Annotated in this window: 12 protein-coding genes; 9 read left to right on the top strand and 3 right to left on the bottom strand. The window is 39.3% G+C overall.

Annotated elements, in window-relative coordinates; translation table 11 throughout:
* Window positions 1-188: 188 nt before the first annotated feature.
* Window positions 189-533, bottom strand: coding sequence for a hypothetical protein (locus tag G6W45_RS07425; protein ID WP_194168056.1), 345 nt, complete (start codon window positions 531-533; stop codon window positions 189-191).
* A gap of 3 nt (window positions 534-536) precedes the next feature.
* Window positions 537-1,859: an NFACT RNA binding domain-containing protein gene (locus tag G6W45_RS07420; protein WP_194168055.1), complete on the bottom strand. Its 1,323-nt coding sequence runs from the start codon at window positions 1,857-1,859 to the stop codon at window positions 537-539.
* Window positions 1,860-2,092: 233 nt separating this feature from the next.
* Between G6W45_RS07420 and G6W45_RS07415 the strand changes: the two genes are divergently transcribed.
* Complete coding sequence (locus G6W45_RS07415) at window positions 2,093-4,237, top strand: TonB-dependent siderophore receptor (protein ID WP_194168054.1); 2,145 nt, start codon at window positions 2,093-2,095, stop codon at window positions 4,235-4,237.
* Between the two features lie 84 nt (window positions 4,238-4,321).
* Window positions 4,322-5,587, top strand: coding sequence for a 3-isopropylmalate dehydratase large subunit (leuC, locus tag G6W45_RS07410; protein WP_194168053.1), 1,266 nt, complete (start codon window positions 4,322-4,324; stop codon window positions 5,585-5,587).
* Between the two features lie 306 nt (window positions 5,588-5,893).
* On the opposite strand, the gene G6W45_RS07405 is transcribed toward leuC, so the two are convergent.
* Complete coding sequence (locus G6W45_RS07405) at window positions 5,894-6,151, bottom strand: SemiSWEET family transporter (RefSeq protein WP_107793226.1); 258 nt, start codon at window positions 6,149-6,151, stop codon at window positions 5,894-5,896.
* 127 nt (window positions 6,152-6,278) lie between these two features.
* Between G6W45_RS07405 and G6W45_RS07400 the strand changes: the two genes are divergently transcribed.
* The 7 genes from G6W45_RS07400 to G6W45_RS07370 all read left to right on the top strand — a co-directional run bounded on the left by G6W45_RS07400 (window position 6,279) and on the right by G6W45_RS07370 (window position 15,033).
* Entirely contained in the window at window positions 6,279-6,767 is a 489-nt protein-coding gene (locus tag G6W45_RS07400) for a DUF7832 domain-containing protein (RefSeq protein WP_107793227.1), read from the top strand.
* Between the two features lie 105 nt (window positions 6,768-6,872).
* Complete coding sequence (locus G6W45_RS07395) at window positions 6,873-7,448, top strand: molybdenum cofactor guanylyltransferase (protein ID WP_194168052.1); 576 nt, start codon at window positions 6,873-6,875, stop codon at window positions 7,446-7,448.
* A complete protein-coding gene (locus G6W45_RS07390; RefSeq protein ID WP_242039081.1) occupies window positions 7,438-8,406 on the top strand; it encodes a phospholipase A in 969 nt (322 codons plus the stop codon). The genes G6W45_RS07395 and G6W45_RS07390 overlap by 11 nt, the downstream gene beginning before the upstream one ends.
* Before the next feature lie 166 nt (window positions 8,407-8,572).
* Complete coding sequence (locus G6W45_RS07385) at window positions 8,573-9,967, top strand: GntP family permease (protein WP_021091588.1); 1,395 nt, start codon at window positions 8,573-8,575, stop codon at window positions 9,965-9,967.
* The gene (locus G6W45_RS07380; RefSeq protein ID WP_194168051.1) at window positions 9,964-11,097 is read left to right on the top strand and encodes a glycerate kinase family protein; all 1,134 of its coding nucleotides are present in this window, start codon (window positions 9,964-9,966) and stop codon (window positions 11,095-11,097) included. The genes G6W45_RS07385 and G6W45_RS07380 overlap by 4 nt, the downstream gene beginning before the upstream one ends.
* Before the next feature lie 194 nt (window positions 11,098-11,291).
* Window positions 11,292-12,029 (top strand): 4Fe-4S dicluster domain-containing protein, encoded by a 738-nt coding sequence (locus G6W45_RS07375; RefSeq protein WP_194168050.1) that lies wholly within the window; start codon window positions 11,292-11,294, stop codon window positions 12,027-12,029.
* Window positions 12,030-12,042: 13 nt separating this feature from the next.
* Entirely contained in the window at window positions 12,043-15,033 is a 2,991-nt protein-coding gene (locus G6W45_RS07370; RefSeq protein WP_194168049.1) for a molybdopterin-dependent oxidoreductase, read from the top strand.
* Window positions 15,034-15,051: the final 18 nt, after the last annotated feature.

Raw genomic sequence — 15,051 nt, 5'->3', positions numbered from 1 at the left:
TTTAGGAAGTGGTTGGTTAAGAGGCCTTCGATCTTGCCACCAAGCGGGCAGGCTTTAGGTGAGTCAGAGTGGATCTTAAAAAGTTTTTCTTTATCATTTACTGCGTTAAAAATTTGAAGGAGGGTTAGGTGTTGGGGGAGTATTGCTGGCTTGAGATGTAGTGTTTGTGGGGCTGGGGTGTTTAGGTATCAAATAGTTATGTCAAGCATGTGATGTTCACTAGGCACTATTTCCTCACTATCTGCTATATCGTCCAAATTTTCTCCGTCACTATCTCTTGAATTTTGTTTTTCGCTCTCAAACTCACTTGCCTCTTCTTCATTTTTTTGGCGTTCATGTTCCTTTTCAGGGTCTATTTTATAAGACTCTTCCATCGGACGAACCTCTTTGATCTCTTCACTTTGTTGCGAGGCAAGCTCAGCTGCCATCAAAGACTGCATATCAAATCTAGCTTGTTGATTTGCATGCACTTGCGATACTACTGGTGCGTTTTGATTTATAAAGTTACTATTTCCTAAAGGTGTTACAGCCATTTTTTAGCCTTTATTTATGATGATAGTTTTATAGTTCGTATAAGTGACATTTGCACCGTTTTCACGTTTTAAATTTCCGCGTTTGGTATAGTCCACCTCGTATTTGCCAGCCCCTTTTACGCTAAATTCCACGCAAAATTTAGCAGCCATTTCTAGCACGTCTTCTGGCACTTTGCTCTTGTTTGTCTTGATGATGACATGGGCGCTTGGGGCGTCTTTTAGATGAAGCCAAATATCATCTTTTTTAGCAAGATCAAGCAAATTTATATTGCCTTTTTCATTTCTACCAACTAGTATTTTAAATTCTCTAACGTAAAAAATTTCGGTATTTTCACTCACGTCTTTTACGTGGCGTTCTCTTTGTTTTGCCTTGTTTTTTGGGCTTAAAATTTCAAGCTCATAAAGACTGTTCGCTTCTTTTAAAAGAGATTTTAATCCTTCAAAAAACTCGATCTTTTCGCTTAAATTTCTCTTTTCTATCTCCACGCCAAGGGCTTTTGCGCGAAGCTTTTTTGATCTTGTGTAAAATTCATTTGCGCTGTTTTTTGGGGTATCGCTAAGAGTTAGTTTTATCTCGTTGCCATCAAAATCTTTCAGGCAAATTTCTCTCTCATAACCCTTAAAATTTCCCAAATTTGCAAGCAAAAGCGATCCTAAATTCGCAGCTTCTTCACTCTTTCTCATCAGCTCATCTTTGTTTTCAAGTGAGTTTAAAATTTCGCTCATGCTATCTATCTTTTTTTGCACGCTTGTAAGCTTCGCCTCTTTTAAGCCAGCTATCCTGGACTCATTTACTCTAGCTGCTTCGCTTTTAAAAAATGCCTCAAAATCTATTATTTGCTCACAAGGCTTTTCTTTGATAGCGATGGCTGGAAGCTGCTTTAAAACTTCGCCGGTTTCTATTTTGCGGTAGCCATTATCGATATGTCTTAACGCCTCGATTATTACGTTATTTTCATCGGTTATCACAGCATTTGTAAAGCGCCCAGTAAATTCAAGATAGAGGATGAAATCTTCACTTTTATATGAGCCGCTTTGCGTGCAGATAAATTTTAAAATTCTATTATCTTTTAAGCATTCAACGCTTTTTATATGCGAGGCATTAAAGCGCTTTTTTAGGACATTATCAAATGGTGCTTGATAAATTTTTGCTTCTTTTAACTCGTCATCTTTGTAGATAGCGGAGTTTGATTTATTTAGATCAAAGATGATCTTCTCGCCATTAAATTCGATCAAAATAGCCATATCATTAATGCGTTTTGCTTGGTTTATCTTTGTAAAATTTGATAAATAACTTGCTATTTGAACTAAATGTGCGTACTTCATGTGGGGATTATATCAGAAATGTTGCAAAAATGTTTTAATAAAAGCTTTATCGCTAGCTATGAAAGAATAGTAAAAATCTGTTTTCTGATCCATGTTTAATTTTTCCAAATGTTTTATTTGTAATGTTACTAAAATATAAATTTTTCGTAAATTTTTTTCATAAAAATTTAAAATATATTTTTATATAATGATAACTATTTTTATAATATTAAATTTTCTTTAAGGGATGATTAATGAATAAATTTCGCATTAGTGCGGTGCTTTGTTTTGCTATTTCTGCTTTAAATGCTACTGATGTAAGCTTGGATGGGATCAGTGTAGAAGATAGCGCAGACGATGGTTACAGAGCCACAACGAGTGAGGTGGGCAAGACAAATACGCCAATTCTTGAGATACCACAGACAGTAAACGTCGTAACGCAACAACAGCTAAAGGATAAAAAGCCAGAAAATTTAATGGAATCGCTTCAAAACGTAAGTGGTGTTAGCTATGCGAATACAACTTCAGGAAATTTTGATGCGGCTTTAAAGCGTGGCTTTGGTGGCGGACGTGACGGCTCTATAATGCGTAATGGTGTATCAGCTGGTGTGACGCACAACTTTAATGCAACTGTACAAAGCGTCGAGGTGTTAAAGGGCCCAGCAAGCTTGCTTTACGGCGTTCAAGATGCCGGCGGTATCATAAATCTAGTAACTAAAAAACCGCTTTATGAAAATAGCAATGAAATTTGGCTTGGCACCGGTAATAAAAAGTATAGAGATTTTGGCTTTGATTCAACTGGAGCTTTGGGTGAGAGCGGTTTTGCATATAGATTTATATTTGATTGGTCGGGTAAGGATTATTGGAGAGAGTATGGCGAATATAAAAATTTACTCATCGCTCCAAGTATAAGTTATAAAGGCGACGACTATCGTATTGATGCTGCCTACTCCCATACAAAATACACCGACCCCGCAGATCGCGGCATGTATATGCTAGAATCAGGACAAATTTTAGACATAGATAAAAAAGTCAGATTAGATGAGCCATTTAACGAAATAGATGGCAAAGTAGATACTTTTGATCTAAGTTTTGAGAAAAATTTTGGCGAGAATTGGCTATTAAAGGGAGCTTATGCATTTTCACGCTCACTACATGAATACGGACAAGCTCGCATTATGAATATAAATTTAGCTAGCGGAATCGCAAAAAGACGTATGGAGTGGTATGAAGATTTTGAGCATAAGACCCATGCTGGATCACTTACATTAAATGGCATAGTAGAAACTGGAAGTATAACTCATAATCTCTTATTTGGAGTAGATGCTAAAGAGTATCTAAGACAACGTCCAGAAGCTCGTCAGATCGAAGCAAACGATGCTAGAAATAATATAAATATCTACTCACCGATCTATGGCAGAGTTAGCGTAGATGACATCAAAAGTAGAGGCGCTAGCAAAAAGACGCAATACCACAAACTAAAAACGATCGGTACTTACGCACAAGATAGTATAAATTTAACCGATAGCTTAATATTTGTAGCGGGACTAAGGTATGAATACTACAATCAAATAGTAGGCGATCAAAACAGATATATTGCCAGACCTTTGCCTTTTACTAAAAGTATAGATAAAAGTGGTGGCAAGCTGCTTTATAATGTCGGACTTTTATATCTACTAACTCCTGAGTGGTCAGTTTATACTAGCCATTCTCAAAGCTTTAAGCCACAAACTTCTATCGGCAGCAAAGGTGCTGTCTCATTAGAGCCAGAAGAGGGAAAATCTATCGAATTTGGAACAAAATTTCAAAACAATAGCATAACCGCAATGGCAGCTGTATTTAATATCGATAAGAAAAATATTATAAATAATGTAAATAATATATCATATACGAGTGGTAAAGCAAATTCTAGAGGAGTAGAGTTTGATTTTAATGGACGTATTACAGATGGACTTAGCATAAGTTCAAGCTATACCTACACCAAAACTAAACTAAAAGAAGATAGAAATATGGCTTGGAAGGTGGGTAGGCCACTTGAGGCTACTCCAAAGCATCAAGCGAGTTTATTTGCTAATTACGATTTTACCCATCTTGGCGTAAAAGGTCTAAGAATAGGTGGTGGCGCCAGGTATTTTGGCTCTTGGTATACTTATAATCAACAAAAAAGCTCAGCAGCTTATGGAAGCTTTTATAAATTACCACATGCTATTACTTACGATGCTTTTGTTAGCTATACAACTAAAATTTCAGGCTATGAGACAGTTTTTGCATTTAATGTGAAAAACCTAACCGATAAACTTTACTACGTAACAGCATCATCTGGAACCGACTCTTCAGTGCTGCCTATCACCCCAGGTTATGCTCGTCAGTTTATGCTAACAGCTAGCGTTAAATTCTAAATTTACTAGGCCTTTTGGCTTAGTAAATTTTCTTTAAATTTAGCAATTTTCGTTAAAATCGCCTCAAAAATTTAAAGGAAATTTATGAAACAAACTATCACCGAGAAAATATTTTCAGATCACGTTGGCAAAGAGGTGGGCGCAGGAGAGATCATCGAAAGCAAGATCGATATGATCATAGGTAACGACATCACGACGCCTATCTCGATCAAGCAGTTTGAGCGAAGCGGCGCTAAAAAGCTAGCTAACCCAGATGGCTTTGCCATCGTGATGGATCACTACATCCCTACAAAAGATATCCTAAGCGCAAATCAAGCCAAAATTTCACGCGAATTTGCCTACAAACACGACCTTAAAAACTATTTTGATGAAAAAGATATGGGTATCGAGCATGCGCTTTTGCCTGAAAAGGGGCTAGTCATCCCAGGCGACGTCATCATAGGCGCAGATAGTCACACCTGTACGCACGGCGCTCTTGGAGCGTTTAGCACTGGTATGGGCAGTACCGACCTAGCTTATGCGATGATCACTGGCAAAAACTGGTTTAAAGTGCCTGAGAGCATCAAGGTCATCTTTAAAGGCAAGCTTGATAAGCACGTTTATGGCAAGGATCTCATCCTTGAGATCATCCGTCAAATAGGCGTTGATGGCGCACTTTACAAGGCGCTTGAGTTTAGTGGCGAGGTGATAGAGGGCCTTAGTATGGATGATAGATTTTCAATGTGCAACATGGCGATCGAGGCTGGTGCAAAGAGCGGTATCATTGCGGTTGATGAGATCACAAAAGAGTTTTTGAAAGATAAAAATTTACGCGATAAACCAAAATTTTTCTACTCAGACGAGAGCGCAAAATACGACAAAATTTTAGAGATCGATGTGACCAATCTTGATCCAGTCATCGCATATCCATTTTTACCAAGCAACGGCAAGAGCGTAAGACAAGCGGTTCGTGACGATTTAGCCATTGATCAAGCATTTATCGGTTCATGTACGAATGGCCGCCTAGGCGACCTTCGAATCGCAGCACAAATTTTAAAAGGCAAAAAAGTAGCCCGCAAAACAAGGCTCATCATCACTCCAGCGACGCAAAAGATCGCAAGAGCTGCCGAAAAAGAGGGCTTAATCGACATTTTCATCGAAGCAGGAGCGGTCGTGAGCAATCCAACTTGTGGCGCTTGTCTTGGCGGATATATGGGAATTTTAGGTGCAAATGAACGCTGTATCTCAACAACAAATAGAAATTTCGTAGGCCGTATGGGCGATAGAACGAGTGAAATTTATCTAGCCAACTCAGCAGTTGTAGCAGCCTCAGCCATAGCAGGTAAAATCGCCGATCCAAGGGACTTATAGGCGTTAGCTTTTAAGTATCTTTGAATGAGTTAGAAATTTTCAAACTTCGATAAACTAGATGTTTTATCTTGTGTGAAAATTTCGTCACAACATCCAAATCTATCTTGGAATCTTACCGCTCTAGGCTTGTTTTTACATAATCAAATAAAATTTAAAAGTATCTCTTCTAAAAAAAGCTTTTATTCTTCTAATTGACAAAATTGAGTTAATTCTTTGTGAAATATCAAAGAAATTTGAAGAGTTTGTATAAAATAAATTTAACCAGCAAATCCAGCTATTTTTACAAATTTGCCGGTTTTTAGCGCATTAAAACGCTGTTATCGTAGCCAAAAGACCAAAGATTATGCCTGGGAAGTTTGCAGCAGAAAGTGGATAGTCTTTTTTAGTTTTTAATAGACCGTAACTTGTCCAGATTGTGCAGTTTAGTGCGGCTGCCAGTGGCTGTATAAAAGGCGTCTTGTTGCCGTCAAGGTTGCCCATTATTTGTGGGATGTATGAAAAGTACATAACAATTGATAGGCAAGTGCCGATCCAGCCTAAAATTTGTAGATTTTTTTCGCTCATTGCTTCTCCTTAAAATAAAAGCGCCATTATATCTTTTTTAATCGTAGCAAGTAAATGTACAAAATAGCCAGATTTTTACTGCGATTAAGATGGTTTTAGTAAAATTGAGCATTTTAAAAGGATAAAAATGCCAGATATAGTATATGACAAAGCAAAATGGCATTGGGGTGCGAAAGATGCGCCGACTGATATACCGCATGAAAACGGTGCGACACACATTGCATTTTTCTTTCGCTGGTGCATGGAACACAAATTTTATTCGAAGGAATTTGCGGCAGATTTTGCGGACGATATAGCACAGATGGACGAAAATTTTAACTATCGTCAGTATCTTTTTGACGCTATGGACGGCGTACTTGGAAGTGCGGAGCTAAATACTGCTGGTAAAGCCTTTGCAAAAGCTTACTATACGACTGATCGGACAAAATTCGCCAAAATATATGGTTGGTATTTGCAGGATTATACGGATTTTGTTTCGAAAAAATTTGGTGAAAAATACTTTGATAACGCCTATTTTTATATAGAAAACTCACAAGAAAACTATGCCTTGATCAAAGCTATCATAGATCATCGCTACGAGGAATTTTTAACAATGAAAAGGGTAAAGCAGGCTTAAAATTTCACAAGTAGCATAAACAAAAATAAGTTTTTATCGCATATTTTTGGTAGATCAAAGCCGCTTTTAGCTAAATTTAGCCTCATAACTTTCTTAAGGGAAAAGATGCAAACTTGCGTGATTTTAGCAGGTGGCAAAAGCTCGCGTATGGGGCAAGATAAGACACTTTTGCCATTTGGTGGTTTTAAGACGCTTACTCATTATGAGGTTGCGAAATTTAGCAAAGCTTTTGACGAAGTTTATGTAAGCTCAAAATTTGAGAAATTTAGCCCGCCACTAAAGCTTATAAAAGATGAAAATAGCGATAGCTATTCGCCAATGCTCGCACTTTACTCCATTCTTAAAAATTTTGATCATAGCATTTTTGTGATACCAGCTGATATGCCATTTTTTGATCTTTCTAGCCTTAAAGAGCTTGCTAAATTTAAAGATGAATTTGATATGGTTGTGGCCAGTGATAATGAGCACATTCACTCGCTTTGTGGTTTTTTTAGCCCAAGGCTTGTCACTTTGGCTCATGAGTTTTATTTAAAAAATGAGCATAAAATCGGACTTTTGAGAAAAAGCTGTAAATGCAAAGTCGTAAATTTTAAAGATAGTGAGCAGTTTTTTAACGTTAATTTCCCTGACGAATACGAAATGGCAAAGAAAATTCAAGAAAAGAAGATAGATGATGAGTAAAATTTTATTATTTTTAAGCCTTAGCCTTAGTTTTTTGATGGCAAGTGGGCTGGACGATTTTAAAAGAGCACAAGAGCTGGAACAAAGTGGTGACATAAAGGCTGCGATGCAAATTTATAAAGAGCTAGCCAAAAGCTCTTTAAACGAGCAAAACGTGATGCAAAATGTGCAAGTAAGCGAGCCAGCGCCAAGAGAGGCAAAGCTAAAGCAAGCCGATCTTTTAAGAGAAGATAAAAGTGGTAAAAATTTACAAAATGCACTAGGCATCGAGCTTTATAAATTTAACTACCTTTTGCCAGTAACTTATGCTAAAAATGTGCCAAACGATGAGCGAAAGAGCGTTGAAACTAAGTTTCAAATAAGCCTTGCAAAGCCGTTATTTTATGACCTGTTTGGACTTAGAGAGAGCCTTGTAGCAGCCTATACGCAGACATCTTGGTGGCAGATAACAAGAACTTCAGCGCCGTTTCGTGAGACAAACTATCAGCCAGAAATTTTTCTAAATTTTGCTTCGCCAAAATATTTGGAGCAAATAGGTGTTAAAAACCTAAAATTTGGACTTTTGCATGAGTCAAATGGACGAGATGGTAGCAATTCAAGAAGCTGGAATAGAGCTTATGCGCAAAGTGATTTTGTTTTTGGCAAGCTTAGCATTTCACCAAGAGCTTGGATGGTAGTGGGCAATAAGGGCGATAATAAAGATATATTAAAATACATAGGACACGGCGATGTAAGGCTTAGCTACAACCTTAATGATCACATTTTTAGCCTAATGCTAAGAAATAACTTACATTTTGATAAAACAAATAAAGGTGCTGCTGAAATTTCATATATGTTTCCTATCTTCTCAACAGGAGTTTATGGCTATTTGCAGTATTTTACGGGATATGGCGAGAGTTTGATTGATTATAATAGACATACTGATAAATTTGGTCTTGGTTTTGTTATTTTAAAATAAGCTAAAAATTTTAAGCTTATAAAATGGCTAAATTTAGGCAAACAGTTATAAATTTACTCAAATATGTCAAAAAAATTTAATTAATCAAAAAACTTAAAAATATTAGAAAAAATACAAGCAAATTTTGCTAAAATCTTAAGCAAAATCTCAGAGCAAAGGAGTTTTTATGAGCGGAATCTCACTAATTGTCTGTTTTGTTGTAGCCATCATACTTATGATCGTTATGATCTCTAAGCTAAAAGTGCATCCATTTTTGGCACTTATGAGCATTTCTTTGGTTCTTGCGATCGTCGCAGGCATCGATCTATCCAAGATCCCAGCGATGATAGGTGTTGGCTTTAGTGGCACATTTAAGAGTATCGGTATCGTTATTATCTTTGGAACGATCATCGGTACCGTGCTTGAAAAAACGGGAGCTGCTTTAAAGCTAGCTGATATGGTTGTTAAGCTAGTTGGACAAAAGCGTCCAGAGCTTGCTATGCTTATAATGGGCTGGGTTGTTGGCATTCCGGTATTTTGCGATAGTGGATTTGTCGTTTTAAACTCTATTCGCGAGGCACTTTATAAGAAAATTTCAGCAAGCCCAGTCGCGATGTCAGTCGCACTTAGTGGCGGCCTATACGCATCTCACGTCTTCATCCCGCCAACTCCTGGCCCAATAGCAGCTGCAGGAACACTTGGTCTTGGCGGAAATTTACTCCTTGTCATCATCATGGGAACAGTCGTTTCAGTGCCTGTGTTGATAGCTGTTTATTTCTTTTCAAAGAGTGTTGGCAAAAGTGTGACTATCAGCGACAAAGATGCTGACGCTACCATCACAGCTACCTACGAAGAGCTTTTAAAGAAATTTGGCACGCTACCTAGCGGATTTTTGAGCCTTGCTCCTATCATCATGCCTATCATTTTTATGGCGATCGGCTCTATTGTCGATGTTTTAGCAAAACAAGGCATGTTTGATAAAACGGCTCTCTTGCCAAAGATACTTTTATTTTTAGGAAATCCTATCATTGCTCTTGCAATCGGCGTGATCTTTTGTGTATTTTTATTGGTCGAAGCCAGAAAGATAAGAGAATTTGACCACATCACGAACGAGTCTTTAAAGATTGCTGGTCCTATACTCTTTATCACAGCAGCTGGCGGTGTTTTGGGTAATGTCATCACTGAGGCTGGCTTTGTAAATTTCATAAAAGAAAATGCAACCGCCATAAAAGCGATAGGAATTTTCTTCCCATTTATCATCTCAGCCGTACTAAAAACCGCTCAAGGAAGCTCGACCGTGGCTATCATCACGACAGCATCTATCATGGGTGCATTTAGTGCCGACAACTCGCTCATGCATACACTTGGCTTTACGACCGAGCTTTCAGCTGCACTTTGTGTCATGGCGATAGCATCTGGTGCGATGTGCGTATCTCACGCAAATGACAGCTACTTCTGGGTTGTGACAAATTTTAGTAAGATGAGCGCAGAACAAGGATATCGCACACAAACAGCTATGACGTTTATAATGGGCATCGTTGGTATAATTAGCGTTTACATATTATCTTTGGTGCTTTTATGAGAATTTTAGTTGCGATTGATTCATTAAAAGGCTCGCTTAGCTCGCTTGAAGCGGGCCTTGCTGTAAAAGAAGGACTAGAAGAGATTGGCTGCGAGGTCGTTGTCAAGCCTATCGCAGATGGTGGCGAGGGTAGTGTAGAGGCGATGGCTGATGCACTTGGTGCGAAATTTATAGATACGATAGTTAAAAATCCACTTGGAATTGAAATTTTAGCTAGATATGCACTAAAAGATGACCTTGCTATACTTGAAATGTCAAGTGCTTCTGGCCTTACACTCATAAATCCAGATGAGAGAAATCCACTAAAAACTAGCACATTTGGCTTTGGTCAGATGATAAAAGATGCCATTGCTAAAGGCGCTAGAAAATTTATCATAGGTATCGGCGGAAGCGCGACAAATGACGCTGGTACAGGTATGCTTAGTGCACTTGGCTTTAAATTTTATGATAAAGATGGTGCTTTACTTGAAGGAAAAGGCGAGAATTTAGCCAAAATTTATGAGTTTACAGATGAAGAGGCACTAAAAGAGCTAAAGGATTGCGAATTTTTAATCGCCTGCGATGTAGATAATCCGCTTTATGGCATGAATGGAGCAGCCCATGTTTATGCCCCTCAAAAGGGTGCAAATGGTCGCATGGTAAAAGAGCTTGATGATGGGCTAAAACGCTTTGCAGCTCTTGTAAAGGAAAAGACTAATAGCAAATTTCACACACAAAAAGGTGCTGGTGCCGCTGGCGGACTCGGTTTTGCATTCGTGGCATTTCTAGGAGCGAAACTTCGCCCAGGTATTGAGATCATTACACAGACTATTGCTCTTGAGGATGAGATCAAAAAGGCTGATCTAGTCATCACTGGTGAAGGCCGTATGGATTTTCAAAGCTCAATGGGCAAGACACCAACTGGGGTTGCAAAACTAGCCAAAAAGTATCATAAGCCAGTGATCGCATTTGCTGGAAGCGTACAAAAATGCGCCAAAGATTGCCATAAAAATGGGATTGATGCCTATTTTTGTATATTAAATGAGCCAGTGAGTCTTGAAGAAGCGATGAGAAAAGATGTCGCGATTAGAAATTTAAAGATGACAGCAGAGCAAGTCATTCGCCTTTATATGCTAAACTACAAAGCATAAATTTAAGAAGATAGAAGTTTATTTTCTATCTTTTTCCCACTTCTTTCTAAATTTTACTATCCAAATTCTATCTTTTAAGTGCTACAAAAATTCTCAAAATTTAATACATTTTGCAAAAATATAAAATAAACTTTAGAAAAAATATTTACTATGTTAAAATAAGAAAAAATTCTAAAAAGAAAGGAGAATTTTTTATGCAACAGACCTTAAATTCTCGTCGCAGCTTCATTGCAGCTGCAGGATTATTTTTTGCTACGACCGCACTAAAGGCTGCACCAAAGGACTTTAGTAGTAGTGGTGTTCGCTACGGCATGGCGATAGATCTAACAAGATGTGTTGGATGTCAGTCATGTACTATGAGCTGTATGTTAGAAAACGACGTTCAGCCAGGCGCTTTTAGAACCATTGTTTCCGAGTACGAGGCAAGAGATAAAAGCGGTAAAATGGCAGTCATTGCGTCACTTCCAAGGCTTTGCAACCACTGCAACAATCCAGCCTGTATTAGCGTTTGTCCAACTGGTGCTAGCCATCAAAGAAGTAATGGCATAGTAAAGATTGACACAAAAGAGTGCATAGGCTGTGCGCTTTGCGTAGAGGCCTGTCCATATCACGCAAGATATCTTAGCCTGCATACCTATAAGGCCGATAAATGTACCTTTTGTGATCACAGACTAAGAGCAGGGCTTCAGCCAGCATGTGTAGAGAGCTGTGTGGGCGGTAGCCGTATAATAGGCGATCTTAATGATCCTAACTCAAATATTAGAAAATTTCTAGCCACACATGAGACTATGGTTATAGATAGCCCTAAAAATACAAATCCACAGGTGTTCTACCACGGAGTTAGCGAAATTTTGGCTAAAAACAATAAAAAACTCGAGCTTAATAATGGATATAAAAAGGTTATCAGCTGGAGCGAAGAGATAGCACAGTAAAAGGAAATAAATAATGCAAAGAAGAGAATTTTTAAAAAGATCAGCCGTGCTCTCAACACTAACCACGAGTGCTATGCTGGCAGATGAAGATAAGGACGACTATAAACCGCAGGCAAACTCACTAGAGCCTGAATTTCGAGTAAAGGACGGCAAAATTTCACTTAGTGATGGACATAGTGTTATTTTTTCGATGTGCCATGGCTGTACGACGAAGTGTGGCATAAGGCTTCATGTGGATGACAAAAACGACCGCGTTTTAAGATGTAGCGGCAACCCATACCACCCACTTTCAAACGTACACTGGGCAAATTTTGACACATCGATAAATGACGCACTTCTTGCCACAACACTAAGTGGCGAAGACGAAAAGCGAGCCACAGTTTGCGCTAGAGGAGCGATATTGCCTGAGATGATAGACTCACCTGCAAGGATACTAACGCCACTAAAGAGAGTTGGTAAAAGGGGTGAGGGAAAGTGGAAGAGCATAAGCTTTGAGCAGCTAGTAGAAGAGGTAGTGGAGGGCGGAGATCTCTTTGGTGAGGGGCATGTTGATGGGCTAAGAGCAATATATAGCGATGAGCTAATCGATAGCGAAAATCCAGAGTACGGTACCAAACGCAATCAATTTTTAAGTTTTTATCTATATGACGGACGCTCTGACATTGTTGATCGCTTTGTTAAAAAGTCATTTGGCACTATAAATCACTACTCTCACGGCGGAATTTGCGGTGGTGGCTTTAGGGTCGGTGGCAAGATCGCTCACAACGCAAAGGGCTTTGCACACACTAAGCCAGACTATGAAAACTCTAAATTTGTCATCTACTGGGGCACTTCGCCGTCAAATGGTGGCAACCCTTTCCAAAAACAGGCAAAAATGCTCTCTTACGCAAGAGGCACTAGAGATGACTTTGCCTATGCAGTGGTCGACCCAAGCGTTACAAACGCTGTAAAATACGCCTCTTCAGACAAAGGTCGCTGGATAGCGATAAAGCCAGGCACCGACTCAGCTCTAGCCATGGCGATGATACGCTGGATCATAGAAAATGAAAAATACGCTACAAACTACCTTATCCAGCCAAATTTAGACCAGGCAAAGCTAGCTGGCGAGATACACTGGTGCAACGCCACGCATCTAGTCATCACCGAAAAAGGTCACAAAGACTACGGCAAATTTGCACTTATCAATAACGAGTGGCAGGTCTGTTCGCAAGATGGCAAGATACAAAGCTACAAGGTAAATGAACCAGCCAAGCTCTACTACAAAGGTAAAATTTTAATAGACGGTAAAAAAGTCGAGGTAAAAAGCTCAATGCAGCTTTTAAAAGAGTCAGCTTATAAACATAGCTTAGAGGAGTACTCAAAAATTTGCGGTGTGAGTGTTGAAGATATCATCTGGCTTTGCGAAAATTTTACTAAAAATGGCAGACAGGTGAGCACAAACGTGCATGGCGGTATGATGCATACTCAAGCTGGTATGACTACTTTTGCGATCCTTTGTCTAAACACGCTAATGGGCACTTACGGCTACAAAGGCGGCAACGTCAATGCAAGTGCCGGCACACACGAGTTTTTAAAGGGCAGATATGACCTTGAGAGCTTTGAGGGTGCTTATAAGCCAAATGGTCTAAATTTATCAAGATCAGGCAAATACTACGAAACAAGCTCTGAGTATAAACGCAAAGTGGCAGCTGGCAGCAGCGGCTATCCATCAACTCAGCCATGGTATCCTATCTCTATGCCACTTGTAAACGAAACACTTACGAGCCACAAGGCTGGCTATCCATACAAAGTAAAAGTTTTTATAAACTATATGACAAACGTACTTTACGGCCAAGCAGGACTTGAAAGAGCGGTTTTAGACGTACTAAAAGATAGTAAAAATTTACCACTTTTTGTGGGCATCGACGCCTTTATAAACGAGACAAACTCCTATGCTGACTACATCGTGCCAGATGGGGTAAATTTAGAAAACTGGGCACTTCCAAACTCTCTTTGGGGAACGATCGCTAAAACTTCAGTCGTGCGCTATCCAGCTGTTAGCTCAAAGCAGGCAAAGGATAAAAACGGCGGCGCGATCGACGTTGAGGCATTTTATATAGCCGTGGCAAAGAGGCTTGGACTAAAAGGCTTTGGCAAAAATGCCTTCAAAGACAAAGACGGAAATTTCATGAACCTTGACGTAAAAGAGCAGTATTACGCGGCTGCACTAGCAAATTTAGCCTTTGATGGCGAGGGTGTAAAAGATATAAGCGACGAGGACAAAAAGCTTAGTAAGATATCAAGAGTGATGACAAAACTCGATCCTTATCTAAAAGACGAAGAGAAGCCAAAAGTAGCGCACATACTAGCAAAAGGCGGCAGATACGATAGCTACGATAGCGCATATAAGGGCGATAAAGCAACCGTAAAAGTGCCAGCGCCTATGCCAGCTTCTATCTACTATGAGCCACTTGGTGGGCATAGACACTCAATAACAGGCGAATTTATGCCAGGTGTGCCAAGTCTAATGCTGCCAGTAGCAAGTGACGGTACGCCGCTTGAGAAATTTTTCCCACGCTCTGAGTGGAAATACACAGTAAGCTCAAGAAAGTCAAATATCCAACACTTCTACACATTTGTTAGTCCAAGGCTAAGATCTGTTCATCCTAAGAATTTCATAAGAGTATCGACAGATGTGGCTAGCGAGCAAGGCATTCGCTCAGGCGATAAGGTCAAAGTGACTACTCCTTATGGTGCGCAAGTTGGTGAGGCGTTTGTGACGGATGGCGTTGCTAGCGGAGTTATTAGTATCGAGCATGGATTTGGCCATGATGAGTTTGGTATAAGAACGCACACTGTCGATGGAAAGCCAGCTTTTGGGATCGCAAATTTAGAAAAAGGGGTCAATCATAATAAACTTGGACTTCTTGATCCAAAAAGAAGTGGCGAATTTAGTTTAAATGACTGGTTGGTTGGTACTTGCGCTAGACAAGCACTTCCTGCAAAGATAAGAAAGATCGGCTAGTTTGATATAAATTTGGCG

This window comes from Campylobacter concisus (assembly GCF_015229955.1).
Classification (GTDB): Bacteria; Campylobacterota; Campylobacteria; order Campylobacterales; family Campylobacteraceae; genus Campylobacter_A; species Campylobacter_A concisus_AT.
This window is presented reverse-complemented; position numbering and strand designations above follow the sequence as displayed.

Coding starts and splice junctions, on each gene's coding strand:
- G6W45_RS07425 (WP_194168056.1), bottom strand. CDS start 533: ATGGCTGTAACACCTTTAGGAAATAGTAACTTTATAAATCAAAACGCA.
- G6W45_RS07420 (WP_194168055.1), bottom strand. CDS start 1,859: ATGAAGTACGCACATTTAGTTCAAATAGCAAGTTATTTATCAAATTTT.
- G6W45_RS07415 (WP_194168054.1), top strand. CDS start 2,093: ATGAATAAATTTCGCATTAGTGCGGTGCTTTGTTTTGCTATTTCTGCT.
- leuC (WP_194168053.1), top strand. CDS start 4,322: ATGAAACAAACTATCACCGAGAAAATATTTTCAGATCACGTTGGCAAA.
- G6W45_RS07405 (WP_107793226.1), bottom strand. CDS start 6,151: ATGAGCGAAAAAAATCTACAAATTTTAGGCTGGATCGGCACTTGCCTA.
- G6W45_RS07400 (WP_107793227.1), top strand. CDS start 6,279: ATGCCAGATATAGTATATGACAAAGCAAAATGGCATTGGGGTGCGAAA.
- G6W45_RS07395 (WP_194168052.1), top strand. CDS start 6,873: ATGCAAACTTGCGTGATTTTAGCAGGTGGCAAAAGCTCGCGTATGGGG.
- G6W45_RS07390 (WP_242039081.1), top strand. CDS start 7,438: ATGATGAGTAAAATTTTATTATTTTTAAGCCTTAGCCTTAGTTTTTTG.
- G6W45_RS07385 (WP_021091588.1), top strand. CDS start 8,573: ATGAGCGGAATCTCACTAATTGTCTGTTTTGTTGTAGCCATCATACTT.
- G6W45_RS07380 (WP_194168051.1), top strand. CDS start 9,964: ATGAGAATTTTAGTTGCGATTGATTCATTAAAAGGCTCGCTTAGCTCG.
- G6W45_RS07375 (WP_194168050.1), top strand. CDS start 11,292: ATGCAACAGACCTTAAATTCTCGTCGCAGCTTCATTGCAGCTGCAGGA.
- G6W45_RS07370 (WP_194168049.1), top strand. CDS start 12,043: ATGCAAAGAAGAGAATTTTTAAAAAGATCAGCCGTGCTCTCAACACTA.